Origin of the sequence: Cysteiniphilum sp. JM-1 (assembly GCF_008711525.1) — a bacterium.
Taxonomy (GTDB): Bacteria; Pseudomonadota; Gammaproteobacteria; order Francisellales; family Francisellaceae; genus Caedibacter.
The window spans coordinates 14286-40799 of record NZ_VXKS01000024.1 but is presented as its reverse complement, the minus strand read 5'-3'; the positions used below and the strand labels follow the sequence as shown (position 1 = coordinate 40799).

General features: G+C 37.3%; 25 protein-coding genes. 13 read left to right on the top strand and 12 right to left on the bottom strand.

What is annotated here, in order from left to right; translation table 11 throughout:
• Window positions 1-194: 194 nt before the first annotated feature.
• Together F3D68_RS09790 and F3D68_RS09785 are read right to left on the bottom strand one after the other, a co-directional pair.
• Window positions 195-1349 (bottom strand): sensor histidine kinase, encoded by a 1155-nt coding sequence (locus F3D68_RS09790; RefSeq protein ID WP_191092790.1) that lies wholly within the window; start codon window positions 1347-1349, stop codon window positions 195-197.
• A gap of 64 nt (window positions 1350-1413) precedes the next feature.
• Window positions 1414-2238, bottom strand: a complete 825-nt coding sequence (locus tag F3D68_RS09785) for a response regulator transcription factor (RefSeq protein ID WP_151194256.1) — start codon at window positions 2236-2238, stop codon at window positions 1414-1416.
• A gap of 124 nt (window positions 2239-2362) precedes the next feature.
• Here F3D68_RS09785 and F3D68_RS09780 point away from each other — a divergent pair, with 124 nt between their 5' ends.
• The 7 genes from F3D68_RS09780 (at window position 2363) to dnaX (ending at window position 11426) form a co-directional block, all read left to right on the top strand.
• A complete protein-coding gene (locus F3D68_RS09780; RefSeq protein WP_151194255.1) occupies window positions 2363-5410 on the top strand; it encodes a hypothetical protein in 3048 nt (1015 codons plus the stop codon).
• A gap of 91 nt (window positions 5411-5501) precedes the next feature.
• The gene (locus F3D68_RS09775; RefSeq protein WP_151194254.1) at window positions 5502-6239 is read left to right on the top strand and encodes a hypothetical protein; all 738 of its coding nucleotides are present in this window, start codon (window positions 5502-5504) and stop codon (window positions 6237-6239) included.
• Between the two features lie 211 nt (window positions 6240-6450).
• Window positions 6451-7716: a hypothetical protein gene (locus tag F3D68_RS09770; protein ID WP_151194253.1), complete on the top strand. Its 1266-nt coding sequence runs from the start codon at window positions 6451-6453 to the stop codon at window positions 7714-7716.
• Window positions 7717-7754: 38 nt separating this feature from the next.
• On the top strand, window positions 7755-8246 hold the full coding sequence (locus F3D68_RS09765; RefSeq protein ID WP_151194252.1) for a hypothetical protein: 492 nt from the start codon (window positions 7755-7757) through the stop codon (window positions 8244-8246).
• 87 nt (window positions 8247-8333) lie between these two features.
• Entirely contained in the window at window positions 8334-9026 is a 693-nt protein-coding gene (locus tag F3D68_RS09760; protein ID WP_151194251.1) for a hypothetical protein, read from the top strand.
• A 25-nt stretch (window positions 9027-9051) separates the two neighbouring features.
• Window positions 9052-9336, top strand: a complete 285-nt coding sequence (locus F3D68_RS09755) for a hypothetical protein (protein ID WP_117001130.1) — start codon at window positions 9052-9054, stop codon at window positions 9334-9336.
• 98 nt (window positions 9337-9434) lie between these two features.
• Complete coding sequence (gene dnaX, locus F3D68_RS09750; protein ID WP_151194250.1) at window positions 9435-11426, top strand: DNA polymerase III subunit gamma/tau; 1992 nt, start codon at window positions 9435-9437, stop codon at window positions 11424-11426.
• Between the two features lie 2 nt (window positions 11427-11428).
• Here dnaX and tsaB read toward each other — a convergent pair whose 3' ends face one another.
• The 5 genes from tsaB to lipA form a co-directional block, all read right to left on the bottom strand.
• Window positions 11429-12094, bottom strand: coding sequence for a tRNA (adenosine(37)-N6)-threonylcarbamoyltransferase complex dimerization subunit type 1 TsaB (gene tsaB, locus F3D68_RS09745; RefSeq protein WP_151194249.1), 666 nt, complete (start codon window positions 12092-12094; stop codon window positions 11429-11431).
• Window positions 12094-13941: a glutamine--fructose-6-phosphate transaminase (isomerizing) gene (glmS, locus tag F3D68_RS09740; RefSeq protein WP_151194248.1), complete on the bottom strand. Its 1848-nt coding sequence runs from the start codon at window positions 13939-13941 to the stop codon at window positions 12094-12096. The genes tsaB and glmS overlap by 1 nt, the downstream gene beginning before the upstream one ends.
• A 95-nt stretch (window positions 13942-14036) precedes the next feature.
• Window positions 14037-15401, bottom strand: coding sequence for a bifunctional UDP-N-acetylglucosamine diphosphorylase/glucosamine-1-phosphate N-acetyltransferase GlmU (glmU, locus tag F3D68_RS09735; protein WP_151194247.1), 1365 nt, complete (start codon window positions 15399-15401; stop codon window positions 14037-14039).
• Window positions 15402-15537: 136 nt separating this feature from the next.
• Window positions 15538-15744: a type II toxin-antitoxin system VapC family toxin gene (locus F3D68_RS09730; protein ID WP_151194246.1), complete on the bottom strand. Its 207-nt coding sequence runs from the start codon at window positions 15742-15744 to the stop codon at window positions 15538-15540.
• Window positions 15745-15776: 32 nt separating this feature from the next.
• Window positions 15777-16763: a lipoyl synthase gene (gene lipA / locus F3D68_RS09725; RefSeq protein WP_151194245.1), complete on the bottom strand. Its 987-nt coding sequence runs from the start codon at window positions 16761-16763 to the stop codon at window positions 15777-15779.
• A 144-nt stretch (window positions 16764-16907) separates the two neighbouring features.
• On the opposite strand from lipA, the gene recN reads away from it, so the two are divergent.
• Window positions 16908-18566 carry a DNA repair protein RecN gene (recN, locus tag F3D68_RS09720; RefSeq protein WP_151194244.1) on the top strand — a complete coding sequence of 553 codons (1659 nt, stop codon included), beginning with the start codon at window positions 16908-16910 and terminating at the stop codon, window positions 18564-18566.
• Window positions 18567-18671: 105 nt separating this feature from the next.
• Here recN and nudE read toward each other — a convergent pair whose 3' ends face one another.
• The 5 genes from nudE to trhA all read right to left on the bottom strand — a co-directional run bounded on the left by nudE (window position 18672) and on the right by trhA (window position 22061).
• Window positions 18672-19223 (bottom strand): ADP compounds hydrolase NudE, encoded by a 552-nt coding sequence (nudE, locus tag F3D68_RS09715; RefSeq protein WP_151194243.1) that lies wholly within the window; start codon window positions 19221-19223, stop codon window positions 18672-18674.
• Window positions 19213-19902 carry a nucleotidyltransferase family protein gene (locus F3D68_RS09710; RefSeq protein ID WP_191092789.1) on the bottom strand — a complete coding sequence of 230 codons (690 nt, stop codon included), beginning with the start codon at window positions 19900-19902 and terminating at the stop codon, window positions 19213-19215. Before F3D68_RS09710 ends, nudE begins: the two co-directional genes overlap by 11 nt.
• 62 nt (window positions 19903-19964) lie before the next feature.
• Complete coding sequence (locus F3D68_RS11295; protein ID WP_191092788.1) at window positions 19965-20111, bottom strand: hypothetical protein; 147 nt, start codon at window positions 20109-20111, stop codon at window positions 19965-19967.
• Window positions 20104-21150, bottom strand: coding sequence for a YhcG family protein (locus tag F3D68_RS09705; protein WP_151194241.1), 1047 nt, complete (start codon window positions 21148-21150; stop codon window positions 20104-20106). The genes F3D68_RS11295 and F3D68_RS09705 overlap by 8 nt, the downstream gene beginning before the upstream one ends.
• Window positions 21151-21365: 215 nt before the next feature.
• Window positions 21366-22061 (bottom strand): PAQR family membrane homeostasis protein TrhA, encoded by a 696-nt coding sequence (gene trhA, locus F3D68_RS09695; protein ID WP_151194240.1) that lies wholly within the window; start codon window positions 22059-22061, stop codon window positions 21366-21368.
• A 124-nt stretch (window positions 22062-22185) separates the two neighbouring features.
• Between trhA and F3D68_RS09690 the strand changes: the two genes are divergently transcribed.
• The 5 genes from F3D68_RS09690 to lptE all read left to right on the top strand — a co-directional run bounded on the left by F3D68_RS09690 (window position 22186) and on the right by lptE (window position 26367).
• Window positions 22186-22785 (top strand): Maf family protein, encoded by a 600-nt coding sequence (locus F3D68_RS09690; protein WP_151194239.1) that lies wholly within the window; start codon window positions 22186-22188, stop codon window positions 22783-22785.
• A 74-nt stretch (window positions 22786-22859) separates the two neighbouring features.
• Window positions 22860-23990 (top strand): MlaE family ABC transporter permease, encoded by a 1131-nt coding sequence (locus F3D68_RS09685; protein ID WP_191092787.1) that lies wholly within the window; start codon window positions 22860-22862, stop codon window positions 23988-23990.
• A 3-nt stretch (window positions 23991-23993) separates the two neighbouring features.
• On the top strand, window positions 23994-24788 hold the full coding sequence (locus tag F3D68_RS09680) for an ABC transporter ATP-binding protein (RefSeq protein ID WP_151194237.1): 795 nt from the start codon (window positions 23994-23996) through the stop codon (window positions 24786-24788).
• A gap of 2 nt (window positions 24789-24790) precedes the next feature.
• A complete protein-coding gene (locus tag F3D68_RS09675; RefSeq protein WP_151194236.1) occupies window positions 24791-25699 on the top strand; it encodes an MlaD family protein in 909 nt (302 codons plus the stop codon).
• Window positions 25699-26367, top strand: coding sequence for an LPS assembly lipoprotein LptE (gene lptE, locus F3D68_RS09670; RefSeq protein WP_151194235.1), 669 nt, complete (start codon window positions 25699-25701; stop codon window positions 26365-26367). The genes F3D68_RS09675 and lptE overlap by 1 nt, the downstream gene beginning before the upstream one ends.
• Window positions 26368-26514: the final 147 nt, after the last annotated feature.

Sequence of the window (26514 nt, the reverse complement as noted above, 5' to 3'; positions counted from 1 at the left end):
CACTAAAGCCTGATTTAGCAGCGCAGCCAATCTGGGTGAGTTTATCTTCTTGTCTGAGTTTCATGTATAGCTTTACCTGTTCTGTTGTGACTCGTTTTCTTGCCATACCTTAATCTTAACTATCTGCAGCTTTATTGATTAAGGAATAGCCTACATGATTTAACCGGCAATTCTAGTTGTCGTGACCGGTAAAGCTAATTGTCACCTAATATTTTTATATCACCTTTGTGATAGTCTATGATTTCTCTAACAATCGCCAACCCCAAACCAGATGAACCTTTCATCGAAACCCCATATTGAAAAATCACACCTTTTAATTTTTCATCTATGCCAGGACCATTGTCAATAATCGTAAGTAATGCTTTATTCTGGACCGTCACTAAATTAAGTTGTACTGTATCTCCATGACTAAAGGCATTGTCAATCAAATTATTAAAGGCTCTTTTTAGCGCAGTTTGTTTGCCATATATTTGTATTCGTTTCCCGCTAAAATGGAATGTGATATTGCAATCAACAGACAAATAGTCTTTTTCAACTTCCGTCAGTAAACTAATCAAATCAAACAACTGATTATTTTCAGAGGTCAACCAATCGGTCTTCCCATATAAAATTAATGCTGAGCATATTTGTTTGATTTCATTAAAATCTTTTTCATCTTTTATACTAACCTCTCCTTTTTCGATCTCCATCCTTAAGCGAACTCGATTTAGTGGCCCTTGTATGTCATGCAAAGTGCTTGATAGTAATTTCGAGCGCGACTTAATAATTGATTCAATGTTTGTCGTTGAAGATATAACTTTTCGGTTTAAGTAGGATAAAAATTTGTTATGACTGCCATTTAGCTGAAGTAGTTGCTTATTCTCAAAGTTATTACTATAGCGGTATAGATAGTTGGCATAAAAAATACTATAGAAATAACTTCTGTATATCACAAAGATATAGATCAATATCAATGCGAGTATAAACAGCAAAGATATAAGCGGCAGCCATATGGTCACATTAACTGGCGAGTCTTTGCTAAAGAGAAAGGTTGCACCAATATTTTTATTGTATTGGAAAAAGAAACATTTTTCATTATCCAAGGCAAGTACTACATTATTAAATCCATCATCATCGCCACATAAACTCTCTTTTGTCAGGCCTATCTTTAGGCTATAATCCCCAACGCGAATGTTATTTTTTTGCAGTATTTCCACATGATCAATAAAATCTTGCTCAGATGATAAATTTTGCCCGAATCGTTTGACTCTTTCTGCTAATTCTGCAATTTGCTTTTTATTTTGTTCCGAAGGTAAATACTCAGTAAGAAAATAAATACCTAGGATCGATTGAATAATAATGGCAATCACAATAACTCCTAATGTAATACTAAGAATGGGCGTTTTGATTGCATGTTTTAGTGCGTAAAGCATATCATTCCTTTATGACATCCGAGTCAAAGCAATAACCCATGCCATGCCTTGTCTGAATGATTTCATCTTTTATAAACTTAGTCATTTTTTTACGCAAACCACTAACTTGTACATCTATTGATCGATCGTAAATATCATAGTCTTTGCCAAGTCTTTTGAGTAAGATTTCACGCGAAACTACTTTTTTAGGGTTTTCTAGAAATATGACCAGCAAATTGTACAATGTTTTTGTCAAGACTAATACTTCACCTGATTTTCCCACTAATATTTTTTTGCTCACATCAAGCACGCAACCTGAGAAAAAATACTTACAGCATTCACCTTTGGCAGCGTTGTTATTTTCATGCTGATTAAAGGGATTCTCATTACATAAATTCAACAGATTTTTTATTCTTGCATGAAGCTCTCTTATGTGAATTGGTTTAGTGACATAATCATTGATGCCAAGTTCTAGACAAATCACTTTATCAATAGGGTCAAGTAGAGCTGAAATAACGATTGTGGGGATCTTCTTCTGCATTATGATGCTTTTGTATACATCGGTTCCCATAAGGTTGGATTTCAGATTTAGATCCAAAAGCAACAGACTACAATTGCTAACCTCCTTTGCAAATCGCTGCAAAAATAATTCTGGCTTAGAAAAAGTCTCAACGGAGTAAAACTGCTCAAAATAGCTTTTTAGCAAATCAAGACATTCTTGGTCATCATCTAAAATAAATATGGCACTCATGTAGTTAGTAAGCTCCAGATTATATATGTATGTTTTTAAAAAAGACTTTATATGAAAGCATCCTTTTTTTCTATAGAAACAGAGTGTTTTTGTCATGTTATTCTAAACCTTTACAAAATATTTACAAATTGGAAAAAATATCCAAACATTCAACAGTCAAAATTTCTTTTGCTGATTTCTTTTTATCACAGCAAATTATCGATTAACAAGGAGACTACAAATGAAATTTAAAAGGAAAGTGATGCCCGTTATACTAGCATTAAGTAGCACGTTTGGCGGTGGTGAACTTTATGCTGCTTTGGAAACAGAGAAAGTAGGTGGTACGATTGTCTATAAAAACATCCATCTAGGAGCTGCCTATGACATTAAAACTAACAGCATACTATCAGGGGGAGATTTAAAAAGTGGGAAGCTTGTCTATATGCACTCATCTAATGATGATGACTTTACACCATTATGGATAGAGACCATGACAAGAACTGCAAGCTACACTGATCTGCAAGAAAGTAAGGCTGAAGAAAAAGGTTCCGTTAAAAACAACGCCAGTTTAAGTGCTGGTTTAAGCATTGGCTTTCATCAAGCACAATTACAAAGCGCATTTGAACAAAATAGCAAATCGCTTCAAGGCCAGCAATCCACTTCCTATAATGAAGGCTATTTATACACAAGAGAATATAAATTAAACATTCCACTGGTAGATAATATTATTAACATCAATGATAGCATTCGCGAGAATCTTAGGGAGGCCATGTTTACAGCAAATCCTGGGCTACGTAATGCGCTTAATAAGATTTCACAAGCACAATCAGAACTAAAACCTGTTTTGATTGCAGAATTCAAGCAAAAATATGGCACGCATTTTGTGAGTAGCGTAACCTATGCCGCTGGTGCCTTTGGGCAAGTGACAGCGACAGCAACAACCGATCAAAAAGAATCAGATTGGGCTTTGTCAGCTAGTGCCTCTTATAAGTATAATGGATTGATTAACTCTGGTTCTGTCAGTGCCTCATATGGTCATGCTGAGGCTGCATCGATCAAGCGATCAGATTACAAGATGTCTAGTAACACGGGGACATTTGGTAATGTTATTGGTGATGCTAGTGCACTTGCTAGCATAGAAAGCGAGATTAAGGCAAAAATTCAAGAAGTTATTGAAGGCACGTCAGATTATTTTAAGAATTCTTTTTCTCTAGAACATATTGAAGTAAAAGCCGCTACATTGCCAGATGCAATTGAATTTGATAATGCAGGACTGGAAAAGATTAAAGAAAAAACAGAAATGACAAATAAGCTTAAATTGTTGATTCAAGATAGTTATGCCAATGAGGATAGGCTATATAATATCATGCTCAGGCTGTATGAAAAATATAAAGAGAGCGACGCTGGCGTACCTGAAAAAGAATTTTTACAAACCCAAATCTTAAGAGATAGAGTTTCTGCTTTCATTGACAAATATAACAGTGAGTATGGAGACGTGACTCAGTATAATAAACTTACGGGTAGTTATAATGATCAGCTTAATTATATAATAGATATATCCGCATTGATTCCTAATAAGGATGGTAAAATTTTTAGCAACGATTTTGAGCTCTACCAAACCCAACGTAATGAATATAAAGAAAAAATAAATAACGATGAAAAAGCGCAAGCACAATCCAAAAAATTATATAACACGCCTTCGCTAGAGCAGTTTTTTGCTGAACAATCTAAACCAGCTGTCTTGACGTCATTAAATAATGATTTCGCACAAAATCCAATACTTACCTTATCTAATCAGGAAATTGATGAAATAAGAGCTAAAATTTTGACTTTACCGATCAAAGACTTTGATGAATTATTTAAAGCTTATCAGGATAAGCTCTATCATTATTTTAATATTGATCAGAGTCAACGCAAACAGTTACAACAATTAAAGTCTAATATGGCGCAAAATGCAGTACGAAGTGAAAGCATAAACCTCACCAGCAGCGATGATCCTTTGCCTGAAAGTGGACAGTTGGCAATCGACTTTAGTGTTACCCCTTGGGAATATTATTTTCCAGAACTCACCGTTGATCCAGAAGATTTAACGCAAAGTGCACGAGAGCTTGCCATTCAAAAATTGCGTGATACAGCAGCAGAATACATTAAGCTCACTTCGTTTATCAAATACAATAAAGATTATTTTGTGAGTTATGATGAGTATATTAACGATGAAAACGTGCTAGTTGATGGAGAACATCCTTATATAAATATGCAGAACCTATTTATTGACTTAAGTCATTATTTTGCGCAAACAGGCAGTTCAAACAAAGTACGAAATGGAGAGATCAATTTTAAAGGGAATAGCTATGACCTTAAGTCATTAAATGGAAATGAGGATGCAAATGAGAAAGGTATAGTGGATTTGATCACTGCTTTACAAACACATTTAATGGCGTTACCAACACGCAACAACCCTAAGTATACTAACTTTTATCAAACTTATGATGAGTTAAACACCAAAGGTTTACTCAATGGTAGTGGTGCAATTTTCTCTGCCACATCTTACTATGGCGATAATACTTATCTATTTGGAATCAAGGACTTTGCTAAAGGTAAAGTGTGGGAAGCTAGTCATATAGGACTCTTACCAAATCCTCCTTATAATAACGATGTAACACCACCAGATACTTATAAAAATACCACTTCATTGAAGATTAATACATTAAGTTTTTACGAAATTTATAAACTTTTTTCTAAAGATGAACAACCGTTTTATTATCAGATTTCTTACGCAATCGATAGGGATGGTAAGGTTTTTCTACGCCAATTGCCGGCAAGATATGGCAGTGTCACTCAAGAGATTGCCGCAGATCTTAAGCGCTCTCCCGTAAAATTTGAAGCCATCGAAGATCCAAGTGGATTAATGCCAAAATATCGACTAGTAATAGAATCTATGGATAATAATAAAACTATAGCTTTTTACAACTCTGTAAAAGATATCTATTCACTCTATTTACCCAAGACTCCTTCCCTTTACCATTACTGCTCCAAGCCTTTCCAGCAGTGGTACGCTATATATGATTGTCCTTCTTTGGATATAGTATCTGAATATCCTGTATTACTAGAGCTAAATAAATCAGCGAATAATCATATAGGATCAGAAATCATCATTGCTCCCATTACAAGAACTTTTTTTAACAATGCAATTCAAGAAGCACGATACATTACTTCCGATCAAACTGCGTATAATAATGTCTTGCATACACCTATGAGAATCTATTTTGATACTCAGTCACCATTCTAATTTTTTGTCTGGTAGTGATATTTGCCTCAAGCCTATAACTCTATAGGTTTGAGGTGAGAAGTTTAATATAAAATTTAAAAATAAAGGAAATATGATGGTTAAATATCTTTCTTTGTCTATATTACTCACAAATTCGCTCATCTCTTACGGGGTCACTGTTCAACCACTGAATCTAACGCCTGTTAAGCAAGAGCGAATTGGTAAACCAGGGCTTTACAAATTTGATCTATCAGATATTAGCCTTGAGGGGGAGTATGTGCTGAGCATCAATGGTAAGAATTATCCATTTTCATTTCCAGAAGCACTGACTGATGCCCATAGCATGCCACTATTTGTGCCCGTTGTCGAAATAGGAGATGATCACCTTTATAGCATTTCGACTTATGGGATTAATGTTTACTCTGGGGTCGTCCCTATTATCACCAATACAAAAACGGTAACTACAAGAAAGCATTACCAAATCACTAAGCTACACCTAAGTCGAACTAATAATTCACAACAAGCTGGAGCTAAAGAGATCTTTACAGATTATCTTTTGCAGATTCAAATTCACATAAATCATAACGCCTATTGGATAGATCCACGTGATAAAGATTTTGGCTGGTTATATCAACAGATATTCTATAATTTTCATGAAAATAGTAATCAACGACAGTTGATTACTAACTTGGCGAGCTCTCCTGCCCTAGTAATTGATTATGCTGATGAAACCTCAGGGAGAGTGATTCGCATTTATAGTAAAAAGGGTAATTTTAAACTTCAAGCTTTTGTTGAAACACACGAGGGATATAGGAATAAATTGAAATTCATAGAGTCTAATATTATTTAAATTCAAACCATAATCGTAAGGCTCTATATTTACAAAAAATTTACAATTCAAAAATAATTTTATAACAGCTTGAAATCATAATGCAAGCTCATCTACTGAAAGAGTAAACCCGATCATTTATAAATAATTTTTAACCATAATTAACTTAAAGTACTAAATTTAACTACAGCAAATTTATTATTACAAGTTCTAACAACACAAGGAGAAAATCATGCCTCACAAAAAATCATTAACCAAAAAACTCATTGCTGCTTCTACTTTTGCACTTATGTCAACTGGGGCTTATGCAGCTACTGCAAGTCTTTGCATTAATAACACCAGTGCTAATACATTGATATTTTCTGTTCTAGGCACAAAGGCCGATATCAAACTAAATCCTGCAGAAGCAGAATGTTTAGAGTTTGATAATAAAGCGGGTACTGTTGTCATTGTAAAGGATGAGACCAAAGAAGAAATCAACAATATTCTTTTAGGAGCAGATATTCAGAAGAAATCTTATAACGAAGATAAAAGTTTAGATTTATTTCATGATGCTTTTATCAGAACAGGAAATAACTATATCGATGTGAGCATTATGGATAAGGCAACACAGCTATCGATGAGTAAGTGGATGTCTCAGCTCAAAGATAGTACGCTTATTAGTGATATTACCCTGCCAGGGTCGCATGATGCAGGAATGAGCCAAGCGACAAGCTGCACTAGCGGCGTGGCAAGAAGCTGGGTTATCACCCAAACTAGTGATGTTGCTGATCAATTGCGCTCTGGTTCTCGCATTTTTGATGTACGAATTGAGACGAACACTTCTAATAAATTAGTGACGTTTCATAAGTCATTAAAAATAGGATGCCAAGGAGAAATAGTCGAAAATATTTTGAAAGACACGTCTCAGTTTCTATCGAGTCACAATAAAGAGTTCGTAGTATTGAGAATTAGTCACACAGAAGAAAGCTCAATGGACGCTTTTTTAAAGCTAGTTAACACCAAATATAAAAGCAAGCTTGCTAAAGTTACAAAACCTATCTGGGGCGGGCTTAAAGTGGGTGACGTCCGAGGAAAAATCATCATTATAGTAGACCCTGAGTACGCTGAATTAGTGAGTCACTATAAATTAGATCAATATATTGCATTAGGGAAAAAAGTTAAAGATCCCACCACCTATGACCCTAAGGATGGTGTTTATGGTAATCTTTTTGGTGGATATGCGAACACTCAAAATTTTGAGGAAATGTTTTATAAGCAACTTGAAAACATGGATAATCATCGACCTAAAGATTTAGGCTTCCAAGTAAGCTGGACTTTTACTGGACAAATTTTTGGAACAAAAGATATCAGGTATATTGCCAACAGCGTAAATGCTAGATTTGGTTCCTATTATCCTACGCTATTAGCTACTGTAGAAAATACTCCTCAGGTTGTTAACTTAGATTTTATTTCGCCTGCGTTGGTGTACTCTGTAGTAAAAAGACAACTGCCATAAATATAAAAATATCAATTAAAATCAAATAGGATGAAAATATGAAATTAAAAAATTTAATTATTACATTTGCTTTATCACTTGTTTATAGCAATGGGATGTCTGAAGACAAAAACATGGATATGTATAATGCTTGCAAATATAATGTTGGTATTAGAAGCAATTTCACAGATGATGAATTACCACTTTCAAGAGCTGCATATAATTTAGCAGCTTTTAATGATCCTTCGATTAAGACATGTAAAGATGCTAAAAAGGCTGATTTTGATAGCTTTCAAAAGTGGAAACAGAAAATTATAAGCTCCATTGAACTGATGAAATTATACGATGATTATACAGACAGAAGTCTGTACCTGATCGAATACTGTCAGCCACATGGAGATCCTGATCCATACTCTGATACATTTGCAAAGTGCAATATCACTGCGAAAACAAAGTTGATTAAAAACTTTGGGCCACTTAGTGATATAGATGCTGAGTTAGCTACTATACAAATTTTATATGCCTTAGAGGAATTACCAACAGATCGTTAATAAGTATTATTTTAGCTGACACTGTAATTTCAATATTTTCTGAGCCCCTTGGCTCTCCCACAAATTTTAATAAAAAGCGAGGTATCAATGCTTAATCGAAAAATATATATCTTTACCATTTTACTATCAATAGTATCAGTAAATATATTATCAGCAACTTGTAGAGCGAGTGTAAACAATAACAGACCAGCTAACATTCCTGGAGGGACATATATTCCATGCAATATCAACGGATGTCATCCAACGGCTGGCCATGCTGCTGGAGCCCTATCAGCCACGAGGCATCACGTATTGGATAAGGCGGTTTTAATTGAACGAATAAATAAAGCTTTTTCTGGTCATCCTAGAGGAAATGAATATAGAGATGGTGTAAATAAAATTATAGCAATTTTGGCTAATTCTGGTGCCCCACAGACTGTAATAGATGATTTCAGGGGTGGAAATGTAAACAACTGCAGCGCTTTAACCAATAGCTATTTAACATGGTTAACGCCCAATTTGATTTTGGGTCCAGCTCCCATGCTTCGTTCCTTCGATCCAGGAAATGATTTTGATGTTTGGGCTCATAAACTCGTTGCTGATGAGACTACTAAAAATGCATTGGAAGATATCTTTAATGACGACTCCCCCAATCAGCTTGCCGAATATTTCAGTCAGCTAGAAACTAGGTCCGCGCCTTATGGGTTTTCCAATACTCGATGGACGTTTGATAGCACACTGGGTCAGTATTGCCTTTCTAGCTCCTTTACTGGTGGTCACTGTCCAACTACTCATTGGTAGAGTTATATATAAATAAGGAAGGATTATGGCAAATCAATATAGTACTATAAGCTTTGCGGACAGCATAAAGGTCGTTTATCAAGTTGATGTAAATGAAGCTCTTGAGAAGATCAAAGCTTCGCAGTTAAGTTATCAAGAACTGGCAAACCAATTGGGCTTCAAGGAAAGTACAGTTAGGAAATGGTTTGCTAAATACAAAATTAAGCTAGTCCCATATAAAGTTAGCTGCAAATACCCCTCAATACATATCAAGCAAAGATTAAAAAAAGAAATAAATGCCGATAATTTTCTCTATAAACCATGGCACTAGAAAACTATCAATCAACGCATAAAAACCAACAAACGCACTGTGCATTAGGCAAGGTTGTCGTTATACTAGTTGGCAATTTGAGTTAGCAAAGTGCATACATGTCTTATCAGGTTTTAGCCCGTAAATATCGCCCTAAAAACTTCTCCGAAGTCGTTGGTCAACAACACGTTTTAAATAGCTTAATCCATGCATTGGATCAAAATCGTTTACATCACGCTTATCTTTTCACAGGAACTCGAGGCGTTGGTAAAACCTCTTTGGCACGCCTTCTGGCAAAATCGGTCAATTGTTTAAATGGTGTCTCCTCTCATCCTTGTGGACAATGTGAGCACTGTGTTGCGATTGAGCAAGGTCGTTTTGTTGATTTGATTGAGATTGATGCTGCATCACGCACTAAAGTTGAGGACACACGCGATATTCTTGATAATGTCCAATACATGCCAAGCCAAGGTAAATATAAAATTTATCTAATTGATGAAGTACATATGTTATCGCAACACAGCTTCAACGCACTTCTTAAGACACTTGAAGAGCCACCAGAGCACGTTAAGTTTCTGTTAGCAACAACTGATCCACATAAACTACCTATCACGATTTTATCACGCTGTTTGCAGTTTAACTTAAAGCACTTAAGTGAGACGCAAATTGAGCAAAAACTCGTTGAAATCCTTGGGCTTGAGGCAATTACTTTTGAGCAAAATGCATTAAAAATTATTGCTCACGCTGCTGATGGCAGTATGCGTGATGCACTGAGTTTAACTGATCAATCAATTGCTTATAGCAAAGGTGAGATTCTAACACATGCTGTGCAAACGATGCTTGGCATTGTTGATAAGGAAATGATTGATAAACTAGTGATTGCATTGTTAGAGGAAAATACTAACGCCATTATTAACTTTTCAGATGAGATTATTCTCGCGGGGAAATCACCACAGTCCGTATTAAACGCTCTGGCAGAATGCTTTTATTACGCAAGCCTTATTGGTTTTAGCTATCAAGGCTTATCAAGCATTCCATGCTCAGATGAAATTCTTAAAACCATATCAGAACATTACAGTAAAGATACATTGCAGCTTTATTACCAGCTAACAATCAAGGCTAAAGAAGATCTTCATCTGGCGCCAAACGCCCAATGTGGGTTAGGCATGGCATTATTACGCTTGTGTGCTTTTTCACTGGATTTGCTGCCTGTGTCACAAGCGGCAAACAAAACAGTACCGCTGACAAATACAAAGACAGCGCCAAGCCTAAATAAAAAACCTGATCTAAGCGCACTTAAAATAGCACTTGCAGCGCCAAGTGAATCTCATTCTGCTAGTCAAGCGCATAAACCCACTGTTATTGCGTCTGTTACCGATAAAGCTATCACACCAAGCCTTGTGACAGAAGGCAAAACGCTTAATGAACCAATCAAGTCAATGATTGCCGAAGAGCCTAAATCTGACACCAAGCATATGGCGGCCAAAAAAGCTGAAAAAGCCGAAACAATAGCAGACAATAATACAATTACCGCACCAAAGGCTGATGCAATTGTTAATGATACTAATTCGCTAATCAACAATAGTAAAATTGATTGGTACCACCTAAGTCAAAGCCTTGGACTTAAAGGCACAACATTACAAATTGTCTTGAACTCAAGCTTGCTTGATAACAGTGATAATATCTATACGTTACAAACTTCTGATTCGATTAAAGCGCTCATTACAACGAATGCGATTAAGAAAATTGAAGATGCCTTAAGTCTTAAACAAGGGCGTAATATTAAGGTTAATTTTAGCCATTTAAACCAAGATCAAGCACCAACTAAAGCAAATACTAATATCACATTAGCGCCAGCTGCTGAGCAAATGGCTAAGCAATCAACAGCAGATACTACTTCAGCAGTTACTGTTATATCACCAATTGATCATACCGTTGAAACATCAATTCCTCCTGTGGCAACACAAGTGACACCTGCACAGGTCATTCAACAACAAAAGGCACAAAAAATCGATGAAATTTACACCTCATTAAAAGCGAATCCTGAGATTAAAAACCTTGAACAGTTAGGATTTCAACTCGATAAAAGTAATATCAAACTTAAAAGCTAAATTTACAACTTTTTCCATTGAGAAGTGCCCTGCAAATAGACAGGCTGGACGATAGTTTGAGACTGGTGATCAAATTTAGACTGTTGATAATTATACAGAATCACTTCTTGCAACAAACTGACATCCGGACAGTAATCAATGGCATTAAGCTCAATATCCACATCATTGATCACCTCGCCAATAATAAATCCTAAGTTTTGCTCTTCAATCGCCTGATTAAATGCGGCAACTTTAAGGCATTTTTCTTGAATGATTTTCATGATCTTAAAATCTTTATCCCAGATATATTGCCCAAAATAAACATCTGACATACGCGCATCAAGCATGACAGTTATATGCTCCGCCTTATAGCGATGATAAGCACTCATTGCAATTGCTTGCATTGATGAGAAACCAACCACGGGGCAATCTAGTGTTAATGCCATTGCTTGAATAGCCGCTGCAGCTAAACGCACACCAACAAAGCTGCCAGGTCCCACACCATAAGCAAGTAAATTAATATCTCTTTTGTTTATACCTGATTGCATGACTAGCTCATCAATCATTGGTAAAAGCTGCTCATTATGCTTACGCGGAATATGACGCGTTACGCTAAAGCACTGTTTATCTTCTGTAAAGAGTGCTATCGAGCAATAAGCACTTGAGGTATCAATTGCCAGAATATTCATTACTCAACCGTTACTGATTTTGCTAAATTGCGCGGCTGATCAACATCTGTACCTTTTTGCACTGCCACGTGATAAGAGAAAAGCTGCAATGGAATGGTGAAAATAATCGGTGAGACAACCTCTGGCACACTCTCAATAATAAAAGTGTGCTTAGAATCAATATGTAGTGATTGACTAATCGCATGATCAACAAACACATAGAGCTTGCCACCACGTGCTTGCACTTCTTGCAAATTACTCTCAAGTTTCTCAAGTAACGTGTCATTAGGTGCAACCGCGACAATCGGCATATCTTTATCCACCAAAGCTAATGGACCGTGCTTAAGCTCACCTGCAGGATAGGCCTCAGCATGAATATAAGAGATCTCTTTGAGTTTAAGTGCTCCCTCTAATGCCACTGGATATTGCACACCACGACCTAAAAACAAGGTATGATGTTTCTCAACAAAGTCATAAGAAAGCTGCTCAATCTCAGCATCTAAAGCCAAGATATTTTTAGCAATTTCAGGTGCTTTTTTGAGTGATGCCAAAATATTTTTCTCAAGCGCTAAGCTCAACACTTTTCGTGACTTACCCAAGGCAACTGCAAGAAGCAGAAAACCAACTAACTGCGTGGTAAATGCTTTGGTTGAAGCGACCCCCATTTCAAGACCAGCTTGCGTCATAAACACCAAATCAGCTTCACGCACCATTGAGCTATTAGGCATATTACAGATACTCAATGTCTTCATAAACCCAAGCACTTTGGCTTGACGCAATGCTGCCAAGGTATCTGCGGTTTCTCCTGATTGCGATACCGTGATAAATAAACTATTTTTTGGCACCACACTCTGGCGATAACGAAACTCACTGGCAATCTCAACATCAACAGGAATTTGTGCATATTCCTCTATCCAGTATTTAGCGATCAATCCGGCGTGGAAACTGGTGCCACAAGCTACGATTTTAACATGCTCAACATCAGCAAAAAGTGATTTGGCTTCCAAGCCAAACTTCTCAATAATAATCTCATTATCCACACTAATACAATTAGCAAATGTATCGGCAATCACTTGCGGCTGCTCGAAGATTTCTTTTTGCATATAATGCTTATACTTACCCTTAGCGGCAGCATCTTGGGCTTGATCTAGCTCTTTAATATCTAAGACTTTTTTAATCCCTGCTTGATCATAGGCTTCCACTTTTTCACGTGTGACAAGTGCCATATCACCCTCATCAAGATAAGCAAAACGATTGGTAACAGGCAATAATGACAAAGTATCAGAAGAAATAAAATTCTCACCAATGCCGAAGCCTATTACAATAGGGGAGCCTGAACGCACCACAACGATACTGTACGGGTGATCCTCATGCATAACTGCCAGACCATACGCACCTTTGAGCTTCTTAATTACTGCCTGCACATTACTAATAAAGTCATGTTTAGTATTCCAATGATGCTCTAGCAAATGCGCGACCACCTCAGTATCTGTTTGTGATTGAAATGACACACCCTCTGCAATAAGCTGCTCCTTGAGGGACATATAGTTTTCAATAATACCATTATGTACAATCGCAATTTTACCTGACTGGCTGACATGTGGATGCGCGTTTTGCTCTGATGGTTCGCCATGCGTTGCCCAACGGGTATGTGCAATGCCAGTAGATCCTTTAAAGCCACTGTCTTTAGCCACTTTCTCTGCAAGCATCTGAACTTTACCCAGAGCACGTATACGCTCAATTTTGCCTTTATTATCTAATAACGCCACACCGGCTGAGTCATATCCACGATATTCAAGGCGCTTTAGCCCCTCAAGTAAAATCGCTAATACATTGCGCTCTGAAACCGCACCAACAATACCACACATAATTTTCTCGCTTTTTGTTTGTTGGGCGCATGCAATACGCCCCTACTTTCTTGATTTTTTTTGGGCGTATGCAATACGTCCCTAAATCATATTTGCTACTTTTTAACAGGGCGCTGCCAACCGGGGACAACTGTTTGCTTATTCATTCGATTAATCGTAAGTTTCCCTTCTGGTACATCTTTAGTAATCGTTGACCCTGCGGCGATATTAGCACCATCGCCAATACTTACAGGTGCAATCAACTGACAATCAGAGCCGACAAATACATCGTTACCAATTATCGTTTGATGCTTATTAGCTCCATCATAATTGCAGGTAATCACACCCGCACCAATATTGCAGTTATAACCTACCGTGCTATCGCCAATATACGTTAAATGATTGGCTTTACTGCCCTTGCCAATCGTTGACTTTTTAATCTCAACAAAATTACCAATATGCGCACCCTCATCCAACACACTCCCAGGACGAATACGCGCAAAAGGTCCAACAACAGCATTGGTTTTAATATCAGCACCATCAATAATCGTATTGGGTTTTATTTTAACGTTATCACCGATCACACAGTCTTTTAAGATACAATTAGCACCGATCACACAGTCTTCACCAATAACAACATTACCTTTGATTAATACATTAATATCCACCCATGTATCGGCCCCAATCTCAACAGAGCCCCTAACATCAAAACGGTTAGGATCGGCTAAAGAAACACCTTTTGCCATCACGCGCTCAGCCACCGCTTTTTGCCACATTCTTTCAAGATCTGCCAATTGCGCACGGGTATTAACGCCTAAAATCTCAAAGTTATGCGCTGGATGTGCGGCACGAATATTAACTTTATCGCGACAAGCAAAGGCAACAATATCGGTTAGATAATACTCTTTCTGTTTATTGTTATTTTCAATGGCAGGCAACCACTGATGTAGGTGTTTACCACTAACACAATAAATACCCGTATTAATTTCTTTAATTTGACGTTGAATATCTGAAGCATCCTTTTCTTCCACAATCGATTCAATTTCACCGAAGCGATTACGTAAAATCCGTCCAAGTCCCTGAGGATTATCAAGCTCAGCGGTCAAAATACCTAAGTCATCAGCACGTGTTACCTCAATCAAATGATTCAAGGTATCAAAAGACACTAAAGGTACATCACCATAAAGTATCAAGACTTTATCTTCTTTATCAATATAAGGTAAAGCTTGTAAAACAGCATGTCCTGTACCTAAACGATCAGTTTGCTCAACCCATGTGATTGTTTTATCCTCCAAAGAGGATTGCACCTGCTGCCCAAGATGTCCCTGCACCACGATAATATTATCTGCTTGCAGTGACTCCACCGTTTCAACAACGTGCTGTATTAAGGTTTTCCCTGCTAATGTTTGTAAGACTTTGGATTTTTTAGAACACATGCGAGAGCCTTGACCTGCCGCCAAGATCACTACTGATAATGCCATTTTGTCTCCTTATAAATATCTTCTTTTGCTTTTTTACTTTTTTACTTTTTTACTTTTTGCAAAACTGCTGCGCATTATATAACAGCATTAACAGGTTTTATAGGCTTCTTACATGATATTCAAAACTCTTTTAACCCTATACTTTCTTGATCATTGCTTGTTGGTACTGACAAATGGACTCATCGGCAGTCATTAGCATAATTCCCTCCACCATCGATTGGGCAATTAAAATACGATCAAGCGGGTCTTTATGAATCATTGGCAGCGTATTCACTTCAACGACATGTTCACTCAAAATAGGTAGCTCACTATAACCATTGTCTATTAACGCACGTCTTAACAAACGAGCATCAACTTGGAAATCATATGGTAAAATTACAAATCTAAATTATTACGTTTAAAGACGCGATCGGCGCGATAACTTGAGCGCACCATGGGGCCAGAAGCAACTTCAAGAAAGCCTTTTTCCAAACCAATTTGACGATAGTCGTCAAACTCTTTGGGTGTGACAAAGCGATCGATTGCTAAATGATGTTTTGTTGGCTGCATATACTGCCCTAGAGTCAAAATATCAACTTTGGCAGCACGCAAATCATCCATCGCTTTGAGCACTTGGTCATGCGTCTCCCCTAAACCTAACATTAAACTCGTTTTCGTTAAAATCTCAGGTTTTTGTGATTTGACATATTCAAGCACTTTAATCGTTTGCCAATAGCCAGCACGCGGGTCACGTACCTTAGTTGTCAAGCGCTCAATCGTTTCGACGTTTTGTGCAAAGACATCCACCTCTGTCGCGATAAGCTTATCAATCGACTTTGTGTCTCCTTGAAAATCCGGTGTTAAGGCTTCAACTTTAATCTCAGGAATAAGTGCTTTTATTTCATTAATGGTTTGCGCGTAATGTGCCGCCCCGCCATCTGATAGATCATCGCGATCTACTGACGTTAACACCACATATTGAAGCCCCATTAATTTAACACTTTCAGCAGCATTCTTAGGTTCATTGACATCTAACCAACCTTTGGGATTACCCGTATCAACCGAGCAAAACTTACATGCTCTTGTGCAGACACTTCCCATCAACATAATCGTGGCAGTGCCATGTGACCAACACTCATTGATATTAGGGCATTTTGCCTCTTCGCAAACGGTGGATAGCTTATGCTTTTTAGTTAATGACTTCACCTGCAGATATGTCTTTGTTGAATCTTGCTTTGCCACCTTTAACCAATCAGGCTTTTGAATACGGATCTCATTGATTTTCTTATCTTTAATACCGTCTTTAACTGCGGAAAATCCTTGCTCGGTTTGGTATTTTTTACCGCTTTCAACTTTTACTGGAATGTCGATTAACTTGCTCATATGAGTTATTTTGACTACTTTAAGCGCTTAAAACTTAAGACGCATCATGACAAAAAAAGACGCTTAAGACAATGTTATTTTAAAAGCTTTTTAGAGCAGGATATGCTACATTTTCACCATACTTTGTCTTAAGACCACTAAATAATGCTTAACTTTCTTGGAATCAAAAACTTTGCCATTATCAAAAACTCTGAAATCCATTTCAAATCGGGCATGACCACAATTACAGGCGAAACCGGCGCTGGAAAATCTATTTTATTAGATGCCCTTAATATCGTTCTTGGCGCGCGCGTTGATAAATCAGCATTAACTAATGATCAGGCGTGTGAAATCTCTGCTATTTTTGATATCAGCAAAATTCCTAATGCCAAAACGCTATTAAAAAGCTTTGAGCTCGCCGAAGACAATGAGTGTTTATTGCGTCGCGTGATTCAAAAAGATGGCAAAACACGTGCATTCATCAACGGCAGTTTAGTGACCTTGACACAGCTTAAACAATTAAGTGAGCAGTTAATTAGCATCTATGGTCAGAACGCTCATCACAGTTTATTAGATCCTGCCAACCAGCTAATACGCCTTGATACTTATGCAGGTTTAAGCGCTGAAATTGATGAAATTAGTACAATTTTTAAAAAATTATCTGAGATAAATTCACTCATTAGCGAAGAGCAAGAACGTATTGAAAAAGACAAAACGGCTTTAGCATTAATGCAATATCAATATGATGAACTGGTTCAATTAAATCTTGGCGCAGATGAACTAAATGACCTAGATCAAGAACACAAGTCACTGGCGAATGCCGAGGCACAAATTCAGACCATCGCCCAAGTTGTTGAATGCATCAATGATAATGAGCAAAGCCTATTAGGCACAATCGATAACCTAATACATCAATTAAGTACATATAGCGACAATTCAGCGTTTAAAAACATTTACAACCTACTAACAGAGTCTACAGTCTATTTAAAAGAAGCTGAACATGAGGCAAGGTACCTTTTAGATCATCTGGAGATTAACCCTGAAAAATTACAACAGATTGATCAGCGACTTAATGAGATCTATCAGCTAGCGCGTAAACACAAGGTTGACCCTAAACAGCTTTATCTGCATATTGCTGAGCTTGAGCAAAAAATTAATGCTCATGCGCAAAACGAGCAGAAACTTCTGCAATTAACTAAAGACAAATCACTTTTAGAAGAAACGTATCTAAGCAAAGCCAAAACACTAAGCAACAAACGTCAAGTAGCAAGCAAAGTATTCGCCAGTGAAATTGAACAATATGTTCGTCAACTAAATATTCCAAAAGGTGAGTTTTACGCACGTATTACTCAAGGTCAAACAAAGCATGCCAATGGCATTGATCACTGTGATTTTTTAATTAACTTTAACCCAGGACAACAACCTGCCCCCATTGATAAGGTCGCCTCAGGTGGTGAGCTAAGTCGTATTGGTCTTGCGATACATGTTGTATCCTCAAAAAAAATCGCCCCACCAACCATTATCTTTGACGAGGTTGATGTTGGCATTAGTGGCGGCACGGCTGAGATTGTGGGTAAACTCCTTAAGCAAGTCGCTAAAAACGCGCAAATCCTTTGTATTACCCATCAAGCACAAGTTTCTATTCAAGGTGACCAGCAATTACATATTAGCAAAAAGCATCTTGAACATGATACGATTTCAGAAGTGCTAGAGCTTAATAAAGAAGAGCGCATTAATGAAACGGCACGCATCATTGGTGGTGTTGATATTACCAATAAAACATTACAACATGCTAAAGAAATGTATGAGCTCTATCACAAGTAGTTAAACTTCAATCACCCCTCACCCGTGCAGCTTACGCTACACGAGCTTTCCCACAAGGGGTGAGGTAAGCATTAGCGTAACTTATTGATTCATTTTTATTAGCAATTATTTTCCTAGCCATTTTTTCCAGACAAATAATAAAGCGGCAAAGCTACGACATTCGATAAACTGCGGGTGCGTAATGAGTGCGTCAATATCTGATAATTTCCATGGCACAACTTCTAAATCTTCTGGTTCATCGCCTTGAGCAGTTTTGACTGAAAGACCTTCAGCGACGACTAATGAGATATGCTGTTTCATATAATTAGGCGACAAATAAACGTCTTTCAGATATGTATAATGCTTTGCGCTAAAGCCAGCTTCTTCCATTAGCTCCCGATCTGCTGCTTGATAGAGATCTTCCCCTTGGTCAATCGCCCCCTTTGGAAAACCTAAAGTATAATCCTCGACACCTGATGAATACTCTTTAATAAGCAAAACGGTATCATCATCAAGCATAGGGACGATTAATACAGCAGTATGCCCATCACTTTTAGGCGCAATACGTTCATAAGTACGTGTATTACCATTGCTAAACGTTAAATCAAGTGCTTCAACTTTGAATAAGCGTGATGCAAATAACTCTTTTTTACTGTTAATAACTGGTTTAGTAGCCATTACTAACCTCCTGCCAACGTTCAGGCGTGCCAACATCACACCAATTGGCATGATAAACCTCACCACTTATTGCTTTTTGCTCAATGAAAGACTGCCAAATGCTTGGCAGAGAAACCTTCTCTCCAACATAAACATTGGCAAACAGTGACTTCCTGCACACACTAATGCCCGTATAAGTATAGCTTTGCCCTATTTTATCGGTTTTATCGATAATATTGCTTTGACCATCCAAACAAAAATCACCCTTTAGATTATGTTTAGGGTTAGGCACTAGGATTAAATGCGCTAATGATTTCATGGCTTGACTATAGTGAATAAGATGCGAGAAATCATAATCAGTCATCACATCGGCATTAACCACAATAAAGGGATCACTAAGCCATGGTAGCGCTCGAGCAATACCGCCACCGGTATCATAGGCATCTAGAGGCTCATATAGATAGCAAATAGTTATCCCCCAAGGCTCGCCAAAACCAACCTCATCAACAATTAACTCAGCTAAATAAGCAACGTTAATCACAATATTGGTTACCCCTGCGCTAACAAGGCGCTCTATTTGCCACTCAATCAATGACTTGCCATTGACTTTAATCAGTGGTTTTGGTGTGTGATTGGTCATATCACCCATTCTGCGTCCACGCCCTGCTGCCAGTATCATTGCACTAACATCTTGCTTCATCTTTTGTGATCTCATTCCACTCTTTGTCATTGATACTTTATCTCGTATTAGATTTTGAAAAATTATCTCTTTCTGCATTCATAAACAACACTCTCGTCATTTTCATCTGGGGTAGCTGATTCGCTATTAAAACTAAAAATAATTCTCTTAGGTTGATCTTTGTCGAAATCAATTAATTTTGTTTCTTTTTCAAAAGTAATCTTATTCATCACCGTCCTCATCAGAATTAATTCTTTTCGACAACTCAGATTCAAGCTCTTCAATCGTTGGTAGTGATGTTTTAATATCATCAGGTAATGAATCTTCTAGGCGATATTCAGCAAGCCCTATTGGTTTTGTCATATCACGCAATGCATATTCTGCTAAAATACCCACCTTTGATCGACACAGAATTAAGCCAATAGATGGGTTATCACCAGAATGTTTTAATAAATCATCAACAGCAGATAAGTAAAAATTCATTTTGCCTGCATATTCTGGTTTAAACTGACCTGACTTAAGCTCTAAAACGACAAAGGAGCGCAGTTTTATATGGTAAAAAAGCATATCAATATAAAAATCCTGATCCTCAACCTGCAAGTGATATTGCCTTCCTAGAAATGCGAATCCTTCACCCAGCTCTAAAAGGAATTTTTCTATGTGCTTTACTAAACCTTTTTCGACTTCACGTTCTTGAGCTTTATCTCCTAGACTTAAAAAATCGAATAAATACGGGTTTTTTAATGTTGATTGTGCTAAGTCTGATTGAGGTAAGGGTAATTTTTTATCAAAATTGGTAACCGCCGTGCCTTTCCTTTTATGTAATTTGGTTTCTATTTGCATTGACAGTACGTTTCTAGACCAGCCGTTTTCAACTGTCTGATTTACATAGAAATTTATTTGATCTTTATCTAGTCCTGAGTACATAAGGAGTACGATGTGACCCCAAGGGATTTGGTCAACAGCTTGTTGACCAATTTCAGTTTGGCTAAATTCCTCTGCAAATTTACGCATATATTTAAGGTTCTGGGGACTAAAACCCTTCATATCTGGAAACTCTGCTCTTAAGTCCATTGATAGCTGATTAATAATCTTAGCTCCCCATCCTTCTTTTTCTTGCGACTGCAAAATAATATTGCCTATGTGATGATAAAGATTAATTAGCTCGTTGTTAACTTTAACAGCAGCCCTATATCTTGATGCAGTTACACGCGTTTTAAGCTCTAGAAACAATTTATTGTATTCTTGATCAATAATCATTTTTCCCATTATTTTTGCTCCAGATATAATTTCATACCTTCATGGCTGGCTTTAAATCCCAGCTTTTCATAAAATCTGAGAGCGTCTGGGCGTTCTTTATTGGTGGTTAGGTGTATTATATTCATATTATTTCGCTCATAAATTTTTCTTGTGAATTTCCCGCGGTCAAGCATAAGTAACGCTTACAATAATATAAAACCTAAACTCAAGTCATTAGCCAGCGCTTAGCTCATACCCGCAATATAAAGATAAATTGCAAAAAAATGCGCAATACTGCCAGCGAGTACAAATAAATGCCATAGAAAATGACAAAACTCAATTTTCTCATCAAGCATATAAAAAACCACGCCGCTGGTATAAAGCACACCACCTAAGATAATCCACATCAAGCACCCACCAGGCAATGCCTCAACGATTTGTACAATAAAACCAATCGCTGTCCAGCCCATGATGACGTAAAGTGCTGTTGATAACCAACCGTCGCCAAAAAACAGTACTTTATAGACAAATCCGGCAATTGCCGCACCCCATAAAAGCGCAAAAATAATCCAACCATAAACACCTGATAAAGCAATCAATGCAATCGGCGTATAGGTGCCAGCAATTAAGAAATAAATGTTTAAATGATCCACTTTGCGCAATACTTTTTTAAGTTTGGGCTTAGATACTCCATGGTAAATACTTGAAGCACCATACATTAAGATCAAGCTCACGCCAAATATTGTGACGGCAACCACATTAATGGTATGTCCTGTTGTTAGGGCTTTAACAATCAAGACAATAAGCGCCACAATACTAAATAATGCGCCGATAAAATGCGTCAGGGTATTTAAAAACTCCTCACGCCTTGAATAAAGTACCTTAGGTGCTGCATATACACCCACTTCACTGTTTAAACTGCCAGCTTCTTTCAATAACATATTTTTGATCTTCTTGGTTTTTTTAGTTTTTTTAGTTTTTTTGGTCTTTGGGGTCGATTTTTATTTTAAACGTTGCTATTTTGCGCCATATGTAGCGATTAATCAAAAGCTAATACCACATTTTATGCCTAAAAGATTTATTCTTGCATCTTCTTCACCCTACCGCTTGAACTTAATCAAGACACTTTTACCTAATGTCAAATCCTATGCGCCTGATATTGATGAGTCGATATTGCAAGGTGAACCACCGCAAGCGCTTGTTAAACGCCTAGCTAAAACCAAAGCACAAGCGATCTTACAAAGAGTCAAGCCAAATAACACGATCATTATTGCCAGTGATCAGGTTGGTGTTTTCAATGGAGAAATCATTACTAAAGCACATACAAAAGATCGTGCCTTTAGCCAACTTCAATCTTTCTCCGGACAGTGTGTTAAATTTATGACAAGCCTTTATCTTGTAGACACAGAAAGCCATCATGAATTTATTGATCACGCCCAGTTTAATGTTCATTTTAGAGACCTAAGTGCTCAGGAGATTCTTAATTACTTAGCACAAGAAGATGTTTTGAACTGTGCTGGAAGCTTTAAAGTTGAAGGTTTGGGCATCAGTTTATTTGAACGCCTTGAAGGTGATGATTTCAACAGTCTCATTGGTTTGCCACTTATTATGCTTAATAACGCATTGATTAATCACTTTAATATTAATCCTCTTAATTCCTTTTAATTTTTTTAATCTTTCCAATATTAGCGATAACCCTCTATACTTTGGAACAGTTGTTCGTTATGTTGGCGCCAAGGATGAAAAAAGAAAATAAGTCAAAAACTACTAAGATGAGCAAAGACAATGCAAAATTTTATGTAAGCGCTGAAACCCTTATATTAACAGGACAGTGGCGCTGGCAATCGCTTGATCAAAGTATCTTAGCAAAAATTAAAAACCTTAAAGAACACATTATGTGCATTGATGCACAGCAAATTGAAAAGCTAGATATCTCTGGTGCTTACTTTATCTATAAAATTCAACAACTTTTTTTAAAAGCTGCCATTAAAGTTACTCATACACAAAGAAGTTTAATTAATTTGGTTCATAAGAACTACACCAACTATGACAGTCGATTACAACCTTTAAATACCTATGAAAAGGTTTATCAAATTGGTGAGCAAACAACAAGCTATATTAAAGATAGTAAAAATCTCATCGCTTTTATTGGCGCCACAGTGATGAGTTATTTACAAGTGATTCGCACACCTTTTGCTACTCAATGGCGCTTATTATTAGATATCGTTATCCAAACGGGCGTCAAGGCCATTCCCATTGTCTCATTACTGTGCTTTTTGATCGGAATTGTATTGTGCTATCAAATTGGCTCACAGCTTAAAATTTATGGTGCTAATATTTTTGTCGTTGATCTTCTGGGTATTTCACTACTGCGTGAATTTGCACCTTTGATCACAGCGATTATTGTCGCAGGCAGATCTGCTTCCTCATATACTGCAGAGCTTGGTTCAATGAAAGTCCAGCAAGAAGTTGATGCCCTTAAAACTTTTGGTATTAGCCCGATTAAGCGTCTGATATTACCACGCATTATTGGCATGATGATCTCCCTTCCCCTACTCATCGTTATTGCTGATATTATCAGCTGTGTTGGCGGTATGATTATGGCAAAAACATCGCTTGGCATTAGCTTTTATGACTTTTTACAACGCTTCTCTACAGCAGTTTCATTTAATAACTATCTGACAGGGCTGATCAAAGCACCATTTTTTGCGATTATTATTGGTGCTGTTGGCTGCTATCGTGGCACTGTTGTTAAAAATAATTCGTTAAGCATCGGTCAAGAAACCACTAAAAGCGTCGTTTATGCGATCTTTTTAATTATTGTGACCGATGCACTATTTTCCATCTTATTTAGTGCGATAGGGATATAAGTGATGCCGGAAATAACAGAACAACCGATTATTGAAGTAAAAAACCTAGGCACTTGCTTTGATGGCGTCTGGGTACATAAAAATTTAAATCTGACAATTTATCCCCATCGCATTACCTCAATTATTGGAGGAAGTGGCTCCGGTAAAACAACATTAATCCGCGAAATATTGATGCTGCAGCCAGTCACTGAAGGCGAGATTTTTTTATTAGGGCAAAAAATTTCTGATCTATGTGATGATGAGATAAAACGCCGCCAGTTTGCAAGTCATATGGGCATGATGTTTCAAGGTGGTGCACTCTTTAGCGCCTTAACTGCACTTGAGAATGTCATGTTTCCTTTGCAAGAGTACACCAGTTTCAGCCGTGATATTGTCATTGATCTGGCACGCTTAAAACTTAAAATGGTTGGTTTATTCGAAGATGCTTATGCTAAATACCCCTCGCAATTAAGTGGCGGAATGCTTAAGCGCGTAGCACTTGCACGCACTTTAGCACTTGATCCTGAGATTATATTTCTTGATGAACCTTCAGCAGGTCTTGATCCACACTCCACTTATGAACTGGATCAATTGATTTTAAAATTAAAGCAGGATTTGAATCTCTCTATTATTATGATTACCCATGATTTAGAAAGTATCTGGCGCATTGTTGATGAAGTCGTCTATATTGATCAAAAGCGCATCCTTATTCATGATAGCGTTGAGAATGCTGCTAAAATGACACAATATGAAAACCTTAATAATTTCTTTAATGGTGCTAAAACCACTAAAGAAGAAAAAACAATACTAGGATCATAGCCATGAAAAACAATCGTTACTTTGTTGCAGGTTTGTTTATTATCATTACCACCATAGTGATGATCTTTATTGGATTTTGGCTTGCTTTTGGCTTAAAAGATATCAAATATGACACTTATATCGCACGCTTTAATGAGTCCGTGACGGGATTAAATGTCAATGCCGCAATTAATTACAATGGTGTTAATGTCGGCAAGGTCGAAAGCATTAATATCGACAAACAGAATCCCAGCATTGTCATTGTCGTTATGCAAATTCAACAAGGAATCCCCATTTACAATACAACCTATGCAAGCTTGGTGCCACAAGGGATTACCGGTCAAGTATTTATTACCTTATCTCTCTCAAGTGACCCAAATCAATACATTGTTAAACCTCAAGATGCGCCACCGTTTCCAGTGGTTAAAACCAAGCCTTCGTTTTTAACAAATATTGTTAACCAAATGAGCACGGTTGCTGAACAAGTCACTTTGATCTCAACACGTGTCGCTAAGATCATCAGTGATGACAATGTTCAAAAAATAAATCATATCGTTAGCAACGTTGAAGATATTTCTAACTCGCTTGCCACTAGTAGCCAAAATATTCATCAAAGTATTGAGTCATTAAACATCATATTAAAAAATGCTGCCAAAAGCTCTGCCGAGCTTGACCAGATTGCTCACAACATTAACCATGGTTCAAAAGCAGTTGCCCGCGCCTCTGAAGATGTCAGTAAAGCAATTACCAGCTTTAACAATCAAACCCTACAAGGGGTTAATAATATTTTATTACCTCAGCTTGCGCAAACGCTTAACAATATTAACGAAACATCCGTTCAGCTATCTGACCTATTAAAGAAAATAAATCAAAACCCATCTATCCTTGTGCGTGGTGAATTGCCAAGGAAGCCTGGCCCAGGAGAACAATAATGTATAGACCTACTCGACTTCTTAAAATATTAAGCATTGTAACAAGTGTTAGCATCATCACCAGCTGTGGTATTTTATCCCCAGTAAAAAGTCCTGAAGTTAAACAATATGAGATTATTGCACCAAACTTACAAATGACACGTAATGCCACCGGCACTGAATCAACAATTCAAAAAACTGAAAAACGATTTGATTTGACACTGTTTATCGCGCCTTTAACGGCAGATCAGCCATACAACTCAACCCAAATGTACTATCGTGAAAATAATTATGAATTGGCAAGCTACACACATAACTTATGGGCAGCTGATCCTGAGCAGATGCTTAGTAAAAATTTACTGCAAAGCCTGCAAGGCTATCAAAGTTTTAAGAATATCGTTTCGAGTAATTTTATTGGGTACGCTGATTATCGATTAACAGGTAACCTAAACCAACTCACTCAAGTCATCAAAGCCAATGAAAGCAATGTCATTCTATCTGTGAGCTTCACGCTAACAAATGCCAATAGTGGTCAAGCTGTTGCCATTAAGACATTTACTTTAAACAAATCAGCTGAGGCAAATGCCAAGAGCTTTGCTAACGCCACTAACGAGCTTGCTGCAGATTTATCTAAAGCACTGAACGATTGGCTTATCACTCAACCACTCTCAAATAACACGAGTAATTAAAGCATAAGAGCGATAAGTAGCTGATTGAATTAAAATTAAAATGAGATTTATCAGATAACTTTATTGCCATAAATGAAATTGCATGCTACCATCCGTTTATCTTTGTTTCTTCACCAAGAAACTTGCTTGCTAGATTTTAAAAATTAG

Bases quoted from the DNA above. Each gene is read 5' to 3' on its own strand.
- dnaX (WP_151194250.1), top strand. From the start codon at position 9,435: ATGTCTTATCAGGTTTTAGCCCGTAAATATCGCCCTAAAAACTTCTCC.
- trhA (WP_151194240.1), bottom strand. From the start codon at position 22,061: ATGTTATTGAAAGAAGCTGGCAGTTTAAACAGTGAAGTGGGTGTATAT.
- F3D68_RS09775 (WP_151194254.1), top strand. From the start codon at position 5,502: ATGATGGTTAAATATCTTTCTTTGTCTATATTACTCACAAATTCGCTC.
- glmS (WP_151194248.1), bottom strand. From the start codon at position 13,941: ATGTGTGGTATTGTTGGTGCGGTTTCAGAGCGCAATGTATTAGCGATT.
- F3D68_RS09685 (WP_191092787.1), top strand. From the start codon at position 22,860: ATGAAAAAAGAAAATAAGTCAAAAACTACTAAGATGAGCAAAGACAAT.
- F3D68_RS09765 (WP_151194252.1), top strand. From the start codon at position 7,755: ATGAAATTAAAAAATTTAATTATTACATTTGCTTTATCACTTGTTTAT.
- recN (WP_151194244.1), top strand. From the start codon at position 16,908: ATGCTTAACTTTCTTGGAATCAAAAACTTTGCCATTATCAAAAACTCT.
- nudE (WP_151194243.1), bottom strand. From the start codon at position 19,223: ATGGCTACTAAACCAGTTATTAACAGTAAAAAAGAGTTATTTGCATCA.
- glmU (WP_151194247.1), bottom strand. From the start codon at position 15,401: ATGGCATTATCAGTAGTGATCTTGGCGGCAGGTCAAGGCTCTCGCATG.
- F3D68_RS09770 (WP_151194253.1), top strand. From the start codon at position 6,451: ATGCCTCACAAAAAATCATTAACCAAAAAACTCATTGCTGCTTCTACT.
- tsaB (WP_151194249.1), bottom strand. From the start codon at position 12,094: ATGAATATTCTGGCAATTGATACCTCAAGTGCTTATTGCTCGATAGCA.
- F3D68_RS09780 (WP_151194255.1), top strand. From the start codon at position 2,363: ATGAAATTTAAAAGGAAAGTGATGCCCGTTATACTAGCATTAAGTAGC.
- F3D68_RS09675 (WP_151194236.1), top strand. From the start codon at position 24,791: ATGAAAAACAATCGTTACTTTGTTGCAGGTTTGTTTATTATCATTACC.
- F3D68_RS09690 (WP_151194239.1), top strand. From the start codon at position 22,186: ATGCCTAAAAGATTTATTCTTGCATCTTCTTCACCCTACCGCTTGAAC.
- F3D68_RS09680 (WP_151194237.1), top strand. From the start codon at position 23,994: ATGCCGGAAATAACAGAACAACCGATTATTGAAGTAAAAAACCTAGGC.
- lptE (WP_151194235.1), top strand. From the start codon at position 25,699: ATGTATAGACCTACTCGACTTCTTAAAATATTAAGCATTGTAACAAGT.
- F3D68_RS11295 (WP_191092788.1), bottom strand. From the start codon at position 20,111: ATGAATAAGATTACTTTTGAAAAAGAAACAAAATTAATTGATTTCGAC.
- lipA (WP_151194245.1), bottom strand. From the start codon at position 16,763: ATGAGCAAGTTAATCGACATTCCAGTAAAAGTTGAAAGCGGTAAAAAA.
- F3D68_RS09705 (WP_151194241.1), bottom strand. From the start codon at position 21,150: ATGGGAAAAATGATTATTGATCAAGAATACAATAAATTGTTTCTAGAG.
- F3D68_RS09755 (WP_117001130.1), top strand. From the start codon at position 9,052: ATGGCAAATCAATATAGTACTATAAGCTTTGCGGACAGCATAAAGGTC.
- F3D68_RS09760 (WP_151194251.1), top strand. From the start codon at position 8,334: ATGCTTAATCGAAAAATATATATCTTTACCATTTTACTATCAATAGTA.
- F3D68_RS09710 (WP_191092789.1), bottom strand. From the start codon at position 19,902: ATGAAGCAAGATGTTAGTGCAATGATACTGGCAGCAGGGCGTGGACGC.
- F3D68_RS09785 (WP_151194256.1), bottom strand. From the start codon at position 2,238: ATGACAAAAACACTCTGTTTCTATAGAAAAAAAGGATGCTTTCATATA.